A 13,335-nucleotide genomic window follows, 5' to 3' on the forward strand; every position below is an offset into this window, starting at 1 on the left:
CCACAGCTGGAAGCCGTGCATGGAGCCCTGGGCATCGCCCTTGGGCATCTCCTGGTGGATGATGCCGCTGCCCGCGGTCATCCACTGCACGTCGCCGGAGGAGATTACCCCCTGGTTGCCCATGCTGTCGCCGTGCTCCACGTCGCCGCGCAGCACGTAGGTGATGGTCTCGATGCCCCGGTGCGGATGCCAGGGAAAGCCCTTGAGGAAATGCGCGGGCGTATCGGAGCGGAAATCGTCGAGCATCAGGAAGGGGTCCAGGTCCGGGGCCTCGAAGTAGCCGAAGACCCTGCGCAGGCGCACGCCCGCGCCCTCGGTGACGGGTTCTCCGGTGTAGACGGCTTTGGTTGCGCGGCGCATGGCGACCTCCTGCAAAAGGGTGGGGGGCACAAGGCTGTCCGTGACGGCGCAAACGCCGCCATGTTCGAAGTAGGACTGCCGCTGCGCGAAGTCAACACGCGGGCGGACCGGCGGCAAGGGCAGGCGCTCACAGGGGCAGGCGCACGAAAAAGCCCCCGGACCATTGCTGTGTCCGGGGGCTTTGTGGTGCAAGGGGCTACTTCTTCGGCGCGCCTTTGCCGTCGGTCAGGGGAGGGGCCTCCTGGGCCGGGCTGCCGGGCACCCAGCCGCGAGGCATGGCGGTTTCCGCGCCCTCCGCGGGCAGGCCGCGCGTGCGGTACACGGAGAGCGCCACGGACCCGCCGATGATGGCCGCCGTGAGCAGAAGCGCCCACTCGGTGGGAATCACCGGGCCGAAGGCGGCGTTGATGACCATCTTGGACCCTACCACCACCAGCACGAAGGACAGGCCGTACTTGAGGTAGTGGAACCTGTGGATGATGCCCGCCAGCGCGAAGAACAGCGCTCGCAGGCCCAGGATGGCGAAGACGTTGGAGGTGTAGACCAGGAACGGGTCCTTGGTGATGGCGAAGATGGCCGGGATGGAGTCCAGCGCGAAGACCACGTCGGAGAACTCCACCAGCACCAGCACGATCAACAGCGGGGTGATGAGCCGCACACCGTCGCGGCGCACCAGGAAGCGCTCGCCCTCGTACCCTTCGGTGACGCGGAAGTGCCTGCGCATGAAGCGCGTGACCTTGTTGCCCGAGAGGTCCGGCACCTCGTTGATGGTCATGAGCATCTTGATGCCGGTGAGGATGAGGAAGCCGCCGAACACGTAGATGACCCAGTGAAAGGCCGAGATGACCGCCGCCCCGGCCAGGATGAGGGTGGCGCGCATGATGAGCGCCCCCAGCACGCCCCAGAACAGCACCGTGTGCTGCGCCTTCTTGGGCACCTGGAAGTGGGTGAAGATGAGCACGAACACGAAGATGTTGTCGATGCTCAGGCTTTTTTCGATGAGATAGCCGGTGAGGAACTCCATCCCCGCCTGCTTGCCCTCGAAGTGGAAGATGACCCCGGAAAAGCACAGGGCCAGCACGAAGTAGCCGAAACTCAGCCACAGGGATTCCTTGACGCCCACCTCGCGGTGGTTCTTGTGCAGAACGCCGAGGTCGAAGGCGAGCAGGACCAGAACAAGCAGGTTGAACCCCGCCCAGTGCCACAATGTCGTCATCAGATATGCTCCTTGGACCCCGTCAGGGGGTCGCAGCCTGCATCCATATGCGGTGGCGGGCCGAGACGCAAGGGGCGCAGCGCGGGGGGAAGCGCGGCAGAAGGGGTTAGAACCAGAATTCCGGGTATCTGCGCCCTGGCAGCAGGTTGTTGATGACCAGAGCCAGGCCCACCAGCAAGAGCGCTCCGGCGGCGGAGGGGGCCAGCACGTAGCCGAAGCCCAGGGCCGTGAGCTTGGCTCCGCCCGCCACGGCGAGGAAGGCCGTGGCCCCCCCGGGGGGGTGCAGGGTCTTGGTGGCGTGCATGAGCGCGATGGCCACGGCCACGGCCAGCGCCCCGGCCAGCCAGGGCAGGCCCGGCAGGGCCAGGTTCGCGCATACGCCCACCAGCGCCGAGAGCACATGCCCGCCCAGCACGTTGCGCGGCTGGGCCAGGGGGCTTTTGGGCGTGCCGAAGAGCAGCACGGCCGTGGCGGCGAACGGGCCGGAGAGTACGAGAAGGTCCGCCGGGTCGGCCAGGTGCTTTTGGGCCAGGCCCATGCCCACCATGCCGAGCAGCGCGCCCGTGAAGCCCAAGGCCATCTCGCGCAGGGGCACGCGCGGTGGGGCATCCTTGCCGGCTCCGCGCATCTTTGCGAAAAATTCCATGAAAATTACTCCGCTATGTTCAGGGCCTGGGACGCTCGCACCACGTCGCCCCGGGTGATGATGCCCACCAGCGCGCCGTTTTCCGCCACGGGCAGGCGGTTGATGCCGCGTTCGTCCATGAGTTTGGCCGCCTCGCCCACCGGGGTGGACGGGGGGATGGTCAGGGCCGGGGAGGTCATGAGCTCGCGCGCGGTGACGGAGGCGAAGCCGTCCGCGCCGCACTCCGCCCCTTTCGCCGTTCCGCTCACCAGCCCGGCCACCAGGGCCATGGGGGTGGACTGCTTGGGCAGACCCAGGCGGGGCAGAAAATCCTTGATGCTCACCACGCCCGCCACACGGCCGTCCTCCACCACCGGAGCGCCGGAAATTCCGGCCCCGGCCAGCAGCTGGGCAACCTCCACGGCCGTGGCCCGTGGATCGATGGTCCGCACCTCGCGGGTCATCAGCTCACCCACGGTGAGGCGCAGGCGCACGCGCTCCACGGCGTGTTTGAGGGCCAGACGGTACAGGGTCAGGGCGTCGTCTGGGGTGATGTCCAGATAACCGTCGGCCTGGCCCATGGCGGCCAGGATGTCGTTCACGTCCACGCGGAAGGGGGGCTTCGTCTGCTTCATGTTTCCTCCAGCGCGGCAACGGGGGAAGGCCGCCGCACGCCCGGTTTATGGCACGGCCCGTGCCGGGCTGGCAATGGCCTTGACTGGCGCGCGGCGCGGGCGCACGGTCTGGAGAGCGGTGTTCCACAGAAATACGGAGGTGCTTCATGAAGCGTCTGCGACTGGAGTCAAGACAGGGCAAATTGCTGCCGCGCCAAGCCTTCTGGGTGCGGGTGTGCTGGTACGCGCTGTTCGCCTCGTTGTTCCTCGTCGCCAGCTTGGGCGTCGGGACCTTGGGCTACCACGCCCTGGCAGGGCTGGGTTGGGTGGACGCCCTGCTGAACGCGTCCATGATCCTGACCGGCATGGGCCCGGTGGACCGGCTGGAGACGGATGCGGCCAAGGTCTTCGCCTCCTGCTACGCCATCTACAGCGGCGTGTCTTTCCTGACCTTTTGCGGCGTGCTGTTCACGCCCTTCTATCACCGCTTCCTGCACCAGTTTCATCTGGAGATGCGCGGAGCGGAAGACTAGGCGCGGGACGCTTCTTCTTGCCGCGCCTCAGCCTTTGGCCGTGCTGAGGGTTCCGGCGGCGGCGATGGGCAGCAGCAGGCGGCTTTGGTGCTGCGGGCCGTGGTGCAGGGTGATGCGCGCCGGGCGCGAGGCCGAGGAAAACGCTTCGTCTTCGCCGCTTTGCAGGTTGCGGGCCAGGGCCGGGTGCCAGCTGGCGCAGACGACCAGCCGTATGCGGTGGCCCTTCAGGAACGTGTTGGCCGTGAGCAGGGTGCTGATGCTTACGCGGCGCACCTCGCCGGGGGCAAGCGGCCCGCCCGTGGACGAGAGCCGCAGCGCGCCCGCGCGCGGGTCCATGAGGGCATAGGCCGCGCCGTCCGGGGCCACGTCCTGCACCAGCAGGCAGAGGTCCGCGTCGGGCGCGTCGAGGCTGACGCAGAGCTCCGCCCGGATGTTCCCCACCACGTAGAGGTTTTCCGGCAGGGGGCCGGTCTCGAAGGCCAGCAGCCTGCCGCGCTCCATCTCCAGCAGGGCGCGCTGGTCCGCCGGGCCTTGGGTCCAGGCGGAAATCTCGCGCACGGGCCGGGCCGGGTCGTTCACAAAGCCGCTTTCCTGGGCCTGAGCTGGCGGCTCTCCGCTCAGCCCTCCTGTCTCACCAGCCCCATTCTCACCAGCCCCATTCTCCGCAGCCGCATGCAGATGCAGGCACAGCTCCCGCGTGTGCGGCGGCCAGGTGTCCGCCTCGCGCCACCGGTTTTCGCCCATGACGAAATAGCACACGCGGGGCGTCTGGTCCTGGGCGTCGTTCAGCCCGCGCACGTGGCGGTCCATGAAGTCCAGCACCAGCGCGTCGTAGTCGAGGAAGGCCTGGGGGCCGAAGTCGCGCCCGCCCGGGGCGCGCTGCCCGGTGACCGCCGGGATGCCATGCCCCCACGGGCCGAGGATGAGCCGGGAGCGGGGCTCGGGCTCCTCCGCCCGCGCGGCGCACAGGCCCAGATGGTTGGCGATGGCTCCCTTGGGGCCGCAGGCGTCGTCCAGCCAGCCGTCCAGATTGAGCACAGCCGCCGTCACCACGCCCAGGCGCTCGGCCACGTCGCCGAAGTCCCACCAGGGGGAGTGTTGCGGCTGGGCCAGCCACTGGCCGAAAAAGGGCGCGGTGTGGCGCAGGTCGGCCACCTCGGCCAGGGGCAGATGGCCCAGGAAGGCGTCCTCGCCCTGGCGTTGCCATTCGTCCCAGGCCTCGGCCTCGGTCTGCGGGCCGGGCAGGCCGTGGCGGCGGCGGCGCTCCGGGGCCATGGAAAGATAGGCCCAGCGCACCCAGTCGGCGTCGAAGACCCCGCCGTAGCGGATGGCCTCGCGCAGGCGGGCGTAACTCATGGCCGGGGCCAGGGCCAGCAGGTGCGGCGGGGCCTCCAGGGCGGCCAGCCATTGGGCGCAGCCGGGATAGGAGAGTCCGAAGGTGCCCGCGCGGCCGTCGCACCAGCCTTGCGCGGCGGCCCATTCGATGCTGTCAAAGCCGTCGCGGCCCTCGTGCACGTGGGGTTCGAAGTCGCCCTCGGAATCGTGGCGGCCGCGCACGTCCTGCATGAGCACCGCGTAGCCCCGGGCAACGGCGGTGCGGGCGAAGCGCTGCTCGTCCGGGTCGGCGCTGCGGCCGTAGGGCGTGCGGCAGATGAGGACGGGCAGTGGCCCGGCGGGGGCGGGGCAGGGCAGCCAGAGGTCCGCGCGCAAAACGGCCCCGTCGCACATGGGCACGGCGAGGCCGCGTTCGATGTGCGGCGCTGGGCCGGTTTCGGCAGGATCTCGAGTCATGGCTTGGGCTCCTTGTCCAGAGTCCGCCGCGCGGCCCGCTCCCCGGTTAGACGATCCGCTGCTCCACGGTGGCGCCCAGGCGCAGGTCCCACATGTCCCGGCGCTTCAGCCAGGCGATTACCAGGAACAGGGCCACATAGCCCGCGCTGAAGAGCTGGTGCAGGCCGTCCGTGCCGTTGCCCCAGGGCAGTTCCGGCAGGTTCAGCCCCTGCACCACGTAGGGGCTCACCAGCTGGCCTGTGAACATGGCGAAGAGCAAGAGCGCCGCGCCCGGCCCAAGGCTCAAGGAAGCCAGAAGCGCCACGGCCATGAGCGACTGCGCGGCCGTGAGGAAGATCTCGTGCATCTGGAAGGGGCCCAGGGGCAGGGGAACCTCGAAACTGCCGCTGGACACGCCGTACACGCCGGGAATCATGCCCACAAGAAGCGTCCACTGGTTCAGCTTGCTGGAAACCAGGCTGCCCATGGCGGTGGCCGCCTGCCCGCGCAACACGAACATGATGGCCACGATGAATTCCGGGGCCTCGGAAGCGATGGGCGCAAGCCACTGCACCAGCAGGAACTCGTTGATGCCGAAGACCTTGCCCGTGGCCACGAGGTTTTCGCTGAACAGCTCCGCGCTGGCCAGAATGACCCCGGCGGCGAAGAGGAACAGGGCCACGGTGGCCTGCCTGCGCCGCGCCTTGGGCAGCGCGCCGATGAGCTCGGCCGGGCCTTCCAGCTCGCACTCCGCGCAGGGGCGCTGGCTGGCCAGGCGGATGTACCAGATATAGAGCGCCAGGAACACCAGGCCGTCGTACCAGGCCAGGCTGCCCTTTATGGGAATGAGGAAGGCGTAGGCCGTGGCCAGGCCGAGGAAGAGCACCTCGGTGCGCTGCTCCATGTCCAGAATGACGCGGCGGCGGGTTTTGAACCAGTGCAGGCCCGCAATGGCCGACCAGGCCACGCCGATCAGGAGCCGGTTGGCCCCGGTCATGTTGGCGATGGCGTAGTGGGCGTAGTCCGATTCCGGGTGTTTGCCCGCCTGCCAGGTGAAGTACATGTCCACGGCGTATTCCGGCAGCACGGCGATGAGCGCCACGACCGCGAGCGCCAGGGTCTGCGGAATGTCCATCTGGGCCACGTCGCAGGCCCACAGGAGCAGGAACGAGGCCCCCAGGATGGCCAGCCCGGACAAAAGCGCCGCCGTGGGCGGGTCCAGGTGCAGGCCCGAAAGCCGGAGCCACAGCCCCGGCAGGGTGATGAGCGCCGCGAGGATGAGCGGCAGCAGCTTGCGCATGGGGGCGTCCTATTCGTCGGCCAGCAGGCGCTCGGCCACGGCCAGGTCGTACAGGGTGGTGGGGTCGCTCTCCTTGCCGCTGGCCTTGAACATGGCCGCGGCCTGCTCAATGACCGCGTAGGGCAGCCAGTTGTGCTTCTCCCAAACATTGGCGTCGTCGCGGTGCCACATGCGGAACTCGATGCGCCCGGCGTAGCGGCGCACATACATGCGGGCTTCCGGGTGCTGCGGGGCGGGGTAATAGAAAACGCCGAGCTCGTCTTTCATGCCAAATCTCCGGTGTGTTGCGGTGTTATTCGCCGCGCCAGAGCGGGTCGGACTGCACGCGGCAGCCCAGGCGGGCGTCGTCGCGCAGGGAGAGCCCCGCGGCGGCGAAGAGTGCGGCTGCATCGCGGCCAAGGAAGAAATCGTGGTATTCTGATGGGATGCCCGCGCGTTCGGCCAGGCTTTTGCGGAAGGCCCGGTCGGAAAGCGCCATGCGCGAAAGCTCGGCCTCGGCGTCGAGCCCTTCCTGCCCGCCCGCGCGCAGCTCCCCGGCCAGGGCGGCGATGCGCGCCACGGGCACCAGGGCCTCGTGCTCGGCCATCACGGCATGGATGGCGTGGCCCTTGGGCAAAAGGTCGGCCCGGCGCAGGCGGTCCTTGTCGTACATGGCGGCCAGGGCGCTGGTGTCCTGGCAGGAGAGGGTGCGGCACTCCTGCGGGCGGCGGTCGTACAGGCCGCAGGAACGCGTCTTGGCGTCGTACTGGGCGCAGGTCCAGGTGCCGCCCGCGCCGCGCAGCTTCAGAAGTTCGTGTTCCAGCGGCATGGCCTGGCCGCGCACCTGGTCGAAGGCCGGTTCCCCGGCGCGCAGGGTGACCACAAGGGACAGTTCCAGCGCGTTCTCTCCGGAAAAAAGATGGGCGTCGGCCGCGTGCAGGGCCGGGCCGCCCTTCCGGCAGCAGGTGCCGCAGCGGCGGCAGGCGGTTTCGCTTAAAGGTGTCGCGTTCAAGATAGTGATTGCCTGGCAAGTCGGGTTTGGGGTAGTCTCGTCAGGGTCGCTGGACCTGGGTCCTTCGGCGTCGCCCGGCCCGTCCAACGGGCAAGCCTGCTTACCCTGGCGCGGTGCGGAAAGCAACCTCGGCCAGAGGGCTGCGGGCTACTGCATTGTCGAGGAGAGTAGTGCTTGAATCGGGATTTATGTTGACAGAGACGGTGGATTTTCCGTAACAGATGAGGAATCATGCGCTGGAATTGGAAGACTGGGCCGTGCCCGTGTTCGCCAATTCACAAGCGCCTCGCCAGATGGAGGAAAGACATCCGGCGACGGCCCGCGCGCCAGCGGGCGCATGCCGGATAGTTTAGGAGTGTGGCAACATCTTACTTCAAACAACGGAGGTTAAGGGAATGGCGAAACACAAAACCCCCTTGTTGGACCAGCTGGAAAGCGGCCCGTGGCCCAGCTTTGTGTCCGACATTAAGCAGGAGATTGAGCACAGATACGCGAATCCCAAGGGTATCGACTATCAGATTCCCGCGGAGTGCCCGGACGACCTGCTGGGTCTGCTTGAGCTTTCCTTTGTGGACGGCGAGACCCACTGGAAGCACGGCGGCATCGTCGGCGTGTTCGGTTACGGCGGCGGCGTCATCGGCCGTTACTGCGACCAGCCCGAGAAGTACCCCGGCGTGGCCCACTTCCACACCGTTCGCGTTGCCCAGCCCTCCGGCATGTTCTACAAGACCGAGTTCCTCCGTCAGCTCTGCGACCTTTGGGAACTGCGCGGCTCCGGTCTGACCAACATGCACGGCGCCACCGGCGACATCGTGCTCCTGGGCACCACCACCCCGCAGCTCGAGGAAATCTTCTTCGAACTGACCCACAACATGAACAACGACTTGGGCGGCTCGGGCTCCAACCTGCGCACCCCGGCCTGCTGCCTCGGCGAGAGCCGCTGCGAGTACGCCTGCTACGACTCCCAGGAGCTGTGCTACCAGCTGACCCAGGAGTACCAGGACGAGCTGCACCGCCCGGCCTTCCCCTACAAGTTCAAGTTCAAGTTCGACGGCTGCTCGCTGGGCTGCGTGGCTTCCATCGCCCGCTCCGACATGAGCTTCATCGGCACCTGGCGCGACGAGATCCGCGTGAACCAGGAAGTCGTGGCCGCTTACGTCGGTGGCGAGATCGCCCCCAACGCCGGCGCCTACGCCGGTCGTGACTGGGGCAAGTTCGACATCAAGGCTGAAGTGGTTGACCGTTGCCCGAGCCAGTGCATCCGCTACGAGGGTGGCAAGCTCGAGATCAACAACAAAGAGTGCGTGCGCTGCATGCACTGCATCTGCGTCATGCCCCGCGCCCTCAAGATCGGCAACGATCGCGGCCTGTCCATCCTGATCGGCGCCAAGGCCCCGATTCTCGACGGCCCGCAGATGGGCTCCCTGACCATTCCCTTCATCAAGGCCGAGGCGCCCTACGACGAGATCAAAGAGTTCGTCGAGTCCGTCTGGGATTGGTGGATGGAAGAAGGCAAGAACCGCGAGCGCATCGGTGAGACCCTGAAGCGCCTTGGCTTCTCCCGCCTGCTCGAGGTCACCGGCACCGCCGCCGATCCTCGTCACGTGAAGGAACCCCGCCACAATCCCTACATCTTCTGGAAGGAAGAGGAAGTGGAAGGCGGCTGGAACAAGTCCATCGCGGATTACCGCGCCAAGCACCAGCGCTAGCCTGAAGGAGGACAAAAAAATGGCCTTCATTTCTTCTGGGTACAATCCCGCTAAACCGATGGAGAACCGTATTACGGACATCGGTCCCCAGCACTTCTCCAAATTCCTGCCCCCGGTTCTGGCCAAGAACAAGGGCGCCTGGGATTACCATGAAATCATCGAGCCCGGCATCCTGATGCACGTGGGCCTCTCCGGCGACAAGGTCTTCACCGTCCGCGCCGGCGCCGCCCGCCTGATGTCCGTGACCAACATCCGCGAGATCTGCGACATCGCCGACGAGTTCTGCGGCGGTCACCTGCGCTTCACCACCCGCAACAACGTGGAGTTCATGGTCGGCACCGTTGAGGACGCCAAGGCCCTCAAAGCCAACCTGAACGCCCGCAAGTTCGCTGGCGGCTCCCACAAGTTCCCCGTTGGCGGCACCGGCGCCGGCGTCACCAACATCGTCCACACCCAGGGCTGGGTGCACTGCCACACGCCCGCCACGGACGCCTCCGGCACCGTGAAGGCGACCATGGACGTGGTGTTCGAAGAGTTCACCAACATGCGCCTTCCCGCTCCCGTGCGCATCTCCATGGCCTGCTGCCTGAACATGTGCGGCGCGGTGCACTGCTCCGACATCGCCATCCTGGGCATTCACCGCAAGCCCCCGATCCTCGACCACGAGAACCTGGACAACGTGTGCGAAGTGCCCCTGGCCGTCGCCGCCTGCCCGACGGGCGCCATCCGCCCCACCAAGATCGAGTTCCAGGGCAAGCAGATCAACACCGTTGCCGTCAAGAACGAGCGCTGCATGTTCTGCGGCAACTGCTACACCATGTGCCCGGCCATGCCCCTGGCGGACAAGGACGGTGACGGCATCGCCCTTATGGTCGGCGGCAAGATCAGCAACCGTATGACGACCCCCAAGTTCTCCAAGGTCGTCGTGCCCTTCATCCCCAACGAGCCGCCGCGCTGGCCGACCATGACCAAGGTCATCAAGAAGATCCTTGATGCCTACGCCAAGGACGCCCGCAAGTACGAGCGTCTGGGCGACTGGGCCAACCGCATCGGTTGGGAGCGCTTCTTCGAGAAGTGCGACCTCGAGTTCTCCTCGCACCTCATCGACGACTTCCGTGATCCGGCGTACTACACCTGGCGCCAGACCACCCAGTTCAAGTTCTAGGCATTAGTCCATCACGGGGCGCGGGGATTCTCCCCGCGCCCCTTTACCTCAAAAAGGGGCATCACCATGGCGCTCGTGTACGAAGAAGCCAAAGCCAAGATTGTTGAGTTCATCAACTCCAAGGCCAAGAGCAAAAGCAAGTTCTACTTCAATGACTTCACCGCCCTGTTCCCCGAGGAAAAGGGCCGCGACGTCAAGAAGATCCTGACCCAGATGATCAACGAGGAAGTCCTCGTGTTCTGGTCCTCCGGCAGCACTTCCATGTACGGCCTCCAGGGCGCCGGCAAGCACGCCGACGGCGAGGACTAGACTCCCCTTCGCCTCACGCTCTGTTCGAGAGGGCCTTGCCCAGATGCTGGGCAAGGCTTTTCTTGTTCCGCACGCCGCACCCCGAACCCGGCCGAGCGCACCCACATGACAGCCTTTCCCCGCATCATCCTGGCCGGATTATCCGGCGGCTCGGGCAAGACCTTCGTCTCCATCGGCCTGTGCCGCGCCCTTTCCCGGCGCGGGCTTTCCGTGCGGCCCTTCAAGAAGGGCCCGGACTACATCGACGCCTCCTGGCTGACCCACGCCGCGCGCGCCACCTCCTGCAACCTGGACCCCTTCCTGCTCTCGCGCGAGACCATCGCCGCGCTGTTCCAGGAAAAGGCGGCCGGGTGCGACCTTTCGCTCATCGAAGGCAACCGCGGGCTTTTTGACGGCAAGGACCGCGAGGGCACCTGCTCCACCGCCGAACTCGCGCGCCAGCTCGACGCGCCCGTGGTCCTGGTGCTCGACGCCACGAAGATGACGCGCACCGCCGCGGCCATTGTGGCCGGGTGCCGCGCTTTCGAACCCGGCTTGAATCTGGCCGGAGTCATTTTGAACCGCACCGCGGGCGAACGGCACCGCGCCATCCTCAAGCAATGCATCGAGGAGCTTGCGGGCGTGCCGGTTTTGGGCTGCCTGCCCAAGATGGGCGACAATCCCATCCCCGAACGCCACATGGGTCTGGTGTCCGACCAGGAGCACGCCAGCCGCGAGCAGTCCCTGGACGCCATCGCCGACGTTGTGGAACGCTGGCTGGACGTGGACCGGATTCTCGCGGTGGCCCGCAACGTGGACGCGCCCGCCCCGGCCCAGCCCGTGCCCTGGCCCGCGCCGGTGGTCGCAGGGCATGAGCCTCCGGTCATCGGCTACGTGCACGACGCCGCGCTGTGGTTCTATTACCCGGAGAATCTGGAGGCGCTGGAGCGCGCCGGGGCCATCCTGAAGAAGGTCAGCCTGCTCTCAAGCGAGCCCTGGCCGCAGCTCGACGGCCTGTACCTGGGCGGCGGCTTCCCGGAAACCCAGGCGGCCGAGCTTTCCGCCAACACTCTGGTGCGCGCGCACGTGCGCGCCCTGGCCGAGTCCGGCCTGCCCATCTATGCGGAGTGCGGGGGGTTCATGTATTTGTGCGAGGGCCTGCACCTGCCCGACGGCGAACACGCCCTGGCCGGGGTGTTCCCCCTGTCCACGCGGCTGTGCCCTCGGCCCCAGGGCCTGGGCTATGTGGAGGCCCTGGTGGAGGCGGACAATCCTTTTCACCCCCTGGGCGCGCACGTGACCGGGCATGAGTTCCACTATTCCGCCTGCACCGAGCCCAGCCGCCCGGCGGACATGCCGCCCCTGGCCCTGAAGATGCTGCGCGGCCACGGCATGCTTTCCGGGCGCGACGGCTTGCTGGTGGGGCGCACCTTCGCCTCGTACACGCACATCCACGCCCTTGGCGCGCCGCACTGGGCCCCGGCTTTCGTGCGCGCGGCCCTGGCCTTCAAGGAAAGCCGCTAGCCGGGCCCTGCGCGGAGCATTGCCCTGGCCGGACGCCTCTGCTAAAGCCCTTTTCTGCGCGCCTGCGGCACTGGCTGCACGCGCTTCCCGCTCCAATACGCGAACCAAGGAGACCCCACCATGCAGCGTTTCTCCCGTTTGTTCCTGGCCCTGGGCCTTGTGCTGGCCCTGGCCGTTCCCGCCCTGGCCCAGAACGCCGCCGCTCCCCAGGCCGGCAAGACCCTGGTGAAGCTTGAGACCAACAAGGGCGACATCGTGCTTGAGCTGTACAAGGACAAAGCCCCGCTTTCCGTGGGCAGCTTTCTGGCCCACGTGAAGAGCGGCCACTACGACGGCACCATCTTCCACCGCGTCATCAACGGCTTCATGATCCAGGGCGGCGGTTTCGACACGAACATGCGCGAGAAGCCCACGGGGCCGGCCATCAAGAACGAGGCCGACAACGGGCTGAAGAACAGCCTGTACACCGTGGCCATGGCCCGCACCCAGGACCCGAACTCGGCCTCGGCCCAGTTCTACATCAACGTGAAGGACAACCGCTTCCTGGACCACCGCAGCAAGACCACGGACGGCTGGGGCTATGCCGTGTTCGGCGTGGTGGTGGAGGGCAAGCGCGTGGTGGACGACATCAAGGGCGTGCAGACCGCCCGCAAGGGCATGTTCGACGACGTGCCCACCCAGCCCGTGATCATCAAGAAGGCCACCATCATCTCGCAGTAGGGCGAAAGCTCTTTTCGCGCCAGTGCAGGGCGGCTTCCGCGCGATGCGGGAGCCGCCTTTTTTCGCGCCGTCGGAATGTGGGGGAAGAGGAATCAGGCCGCGCGGAAGTAACGTTTCAGGGTGCGGCGCAGGTGGCGCGTCGCCTCTGCGTGGGAATAGCCTTTTGCCCTGCGCAGGGCGTTGTACAGGCGCTGGGCCGGGCTGGCATTGGGGCGATTTTGCGCGGCAGCGGGGCAAGCCGCGGCAGGGACGGCGAGGGGACGCGATTGGGTCATGAGCTGTTCCTTCTGGCTTGGCTGGTTCAGGTCCGGACATGGATCATGCCCGGTCGAGAATCAGACGCCAGTTGGGCGGCTTGGTTACATTGCCCCGGTGGCGGCGGGAAGAACCGAGTCCGGGGGCCTAGGCGGCCTGAAACGGTCCGTCGTCCTGGGGCAGCAGTGTCTCCAGGCGCCGAGCGCATTCCGTGCGCTCCAGCCCCCGGCCGTGGCGCAGCAGGGTGTACACCAGACCTCTGGCC

The 13,335-nt window shown here is 67.1% G+C and carries 15 protein-coding genes; 6 read left to right on the forward strand and 9 right to left on the reverse strand.

The window, feature by feature from the left end:
* From VN419_RS07810 to VN419_RS07825, 4 genes are all read right to left on the reverse strand, one after another.
* The coding region (locus tag VN419_RS07810; RefSeq protein WP_325646201.1) for a pirin family protein at positions 1–360 on the reverse strand (360 nt) is incomplete at its 3' end.
* Positions 361–556: 196 nt separating this feature from the next.
* Positions 557–1,576, reverse strand: coding sequence for a TerC family protein (locus VN419_RS07815; protein ID WP_325646203.1), 1,020 nt, complete (start codon positions 1,574–1,576; stop codon positions 557–559).
* A gap of 106 nt (positions 1,577–1,682) precedes the next feature.
* On the reverse strand, positions 1,683–2,222 hold the full coding sequence (locus tag VN419_RS07820; protein ID WP_325646205.1) for an HPP family protein: 540 nt from the start codon (positions 2,220–2,222) through the stop codon (positions 1,683–1,685).
* A gap of 5 nt (positions 2,223–2,227) precedes the next feature.
* The gene (locus tag VN419_RS07825; protein ID WP_325646207.1) at positions 2,228–2,836 is read right to left on the reverse strand and encodes a CBS domain-containing protein; all 609 of its coding nucleotides are present in this window, start codon (positions 2,834–2,836) and stop codon (positions 2,228–2,230) included.
* Between the two features lie 146 nt (positions 2,837–2,982).
* On the opposite strand from VN419_RS07825, the gene VN419_RS07830 reads away from it, so the two are divergent.
* On the forward strand, positions 2,983–3,348 hold the full coding sequence (locus VN419_RS07830; protein ID WP_325646209.1) for a hypothetical protein: 366 nt from the start codon (positions 2,983–2,985) through the stop codon (positions 3,346–3,348).
* Positions 3,349–3,375: 27 nt separating this feature from the next.
* On the opposite strand, the gene VN419_RS07835 is transcribed toward VN419_RS07830, so the two are convergent.
* From VN419_RS07835 to VN419_RS07850, 4 genes are read right to left on the reverse strand one after another with little or no spacing between them, the layout of a single operon-like run.
* Complete coding sequence (locus tag VN419_RS07835) at positions 3,376–5,139, reverse strand: CocE/NonD family hydrolase (protein ID WP_325646212.1); 1,764 nt, start codon at positions 5,137–5,139, stop codon at positions 3,376–3,378.
* Between the two features lie 46 nt (positions 5,140–5,185).
* The gene (locus VN419_RS07840; protein ID WP_325646214.1) at positions 5,186–6,418 is read right to left on the reverse strand and encodes a sodium:calcium antiporter; all 1,233 of its coding nucleotides are present in this window, start codon (positions 6,416–6,418) and stop codon (positions 5,186–5,188) included.
* A gap of 9 nt (positions 6,419–6,427) precedes the next feature.
* Positions 6,428–6,685, reverse strand: a complete 258-nt coding sequence (locus VN419_RS07845; RefSeq protein WP_325646216.1) for a hypothetical protein — start codon at positions 6,683–6,685, stop codon at positions 6,428–6,430.
* 25 nt (positions 6,686–6,710) lie between these two features.
* Positions 6,711–7,409, reverse strand: a complete 699-nt coding sequence (locus VN419_RS07850) for a YkgJ family cysteine cluster protein (protein WP_325646218.1) — start codon at positions 7,407–7,409, stop codon at positions 6,711–6,713.
* A 395-nt stretch (positions 7,410–7,804) separates the two neighbouring features.
* Between VN419_RS07850 and dsrA the strand changes: the two genes are divergently transcribed.
* The 5 genes from dsrA (at position 7,805) to VN419_RS07875 (ending at position 12,815) form a co-directional block, all read left to right on the forward strand.
* The gene (gene dsrA / locus VN419_RS07855; protein ID WP_325646220.1) at positions 7,805–9,118 is read left to right on the forward strand and encodes a dissimilatory-type sulfite reductase subunit alpha; all 1,314 of its coding nucleotides are present in this window, start codon (positions 7,805–7,807) and stop codon (positions 9,116–9,118) included.
* Positions 9,119–9,137: 19 nt separating this feature from the next.
* On the forward strand, positions 9,138–10,283 hold the full coding sequence (gene dsrB, locus VN419_RS07860) for a dissimilatory-type sulfite reductase subunit beta (RefSeq protein ID WP_325646222.1): 1,146 nt from the start codon (positions 9,138–9,140) through the stop codon (positions 10,281–10,283).
* A gap of 66 nt (positions 10,284–10,349) precedes the next feature.
* A complete protein-coding gene (locus tag VN419_RS07865; RefSeq protein ID WP_325646225.1) occupies positions 10,350–10,592 on the forward strand; it encodes a dissimilatory sulfite reductase D family protein in 243 nt (80 codons plus the stop codon).
* 105 nt (positions 10,593–10,697) lie between these two features.
* On the forward strand, positions 10,698–12,095 hold the full coding sequence (locus tag VN419_RS07870; protein ID WP_325646227.1) for a cobyrinate a,c-diamide synthase: 1,398 nt from the start codon (positions 10,698–10,700) through the stop codon (positions 12,093–12,095).
* 120 nt (positions 12,096–12,215) lie between these two features.
* Positions 12,216–12,815 (forward strand): peptidylprolyl isomerase, encoded by a 600-nt coding sequence (locus tag VN419_RS07875; protein ID WP_325646229.1) that lies wholly within the window; start codon positions 12,216–12,218, stop codon positions 12,813–12,815.
* Positions 12,816–12,907: 92 nt separating this feature from the next.
* On the opposite strand, the gene VN419_RS07880 is transcribed toward VN419_RS07875, so the two are convergent.
* Positions 12,908–13,090 (reverse strand): hypothetical protein, encoded by a 183-nt coding sequence (locus tag VN419_RS07880; RefSeq protein WP_325646231.1) that lies wholly within the window; start codon positions 13,088–13,090, stop codon positions 12,908–12,910.
* Positions 13,091–13,335 lie beyond the last annotated feature (245 nt).

This window comes from Humidesulfovibrio sp., assembly GCF_035560995.1.
Lineage (GTDB): Bacteria > Desulfobacterota > Desulfovibrionia > Desulfovibrionales > Desulfovibrionaceae > Humidesulfovibrio.

Excerpts from the sequence above, each read along its gene's own strand:
- VN419_RS07815 (WP_325646203.1), bottom strand. The coding sequence starts at position 1,576 with ATGACGACATTGTGGCACTGGGCGGGGTTCAACCTGCTTGTTCTGGTC.
- VN419_RS07820 (WP_325646205.1), bottom strand. The coding sequence starts at position 2,222 with ATGGAATTTTTCGCAAAGATGCGCGGAGCCGGCAAGGATGCCCCACCG.
- VN419_RS07825 (WP_325646207.1), bottom strand. The coding sequence starts at position 2,836 with ATGAAGCAGACGAAGCCCCCCTTCCGCGTGGACGTGAACGACATCCTG.
- VN419_RS07830 (WP_325646209.1), top strand. The coding sequence starts at position 2,983 with ATGAAGCGTCTGCGACTGGAGTCAAGACAGGGCAAATTGCTGCCGCGC.
- VN419_RS07835 (WP_325646212.1), bottom strand. The coding sequence starts at position 5,139 with ATGACTCGAGATCCTGCCGAAACCGGCCCAGCGCCGCACATCGAACGC.
- VN419_RS07840 (WP_325646214.1), bottom strand. The coding sequence starts at position 6,418 with ATGCGCAAGCTGCTGCCGCTCATCCTCGCGGCGCTCATCACCCTGCCG.
- VN419_RS07845 (WP_325646216.1), bottom strand. The coding sequence starts at position 6,685 with ATGAAAGACGAGCTCGGCGTTTTCTATTACCCCGCCCCGCAGCACCCG.
- dsrA (WP_325646220.1), top strand. The coding sequence starts at position 7,805 with ATGGCGAAACACAAAACCCCCTTGTTGGACCAGCTGGAAAGCGGCCCG.
- dsrB (WP_325646222.1), top strand. The coding sequence starts at position 9,138 with ATGGCCTTCATTTCTTCTGGGTACAATCCCGCTAAACCGATGGAGAAC.
- VN419_RS07865 (WP_325646225.1), top strand. The coding sequence starts at position 10,350 with ATGGCGCTCGTGTACGAAGAAGCCAAAGCCAAGATTGTTGAGTTCATC.
- VN419_RS07870 (WP_325646227.1), top strand. The coding sequence starts at position 10,698 with ATGACAGCCTTTCCCCGCATCATCCTGGCCGGATTATCCGGCGGCTCG.
- VN419_RS07875 (WP_325646229.1), top strand. The coding sequence starts at position 12,216 with ATGCAGCGTTTCTCCCGTTTGTTCCTGGCCCTGGGCCTTGTGCTGGCC.
- VN419_RS07880 (WP_325646231.1), bottom strand. The coding sequence starts at position 13,090 with ATGACCCAATCGCGTCCCCTCGCCGTCCCTGCCGCGGCTTGCCCCGCT.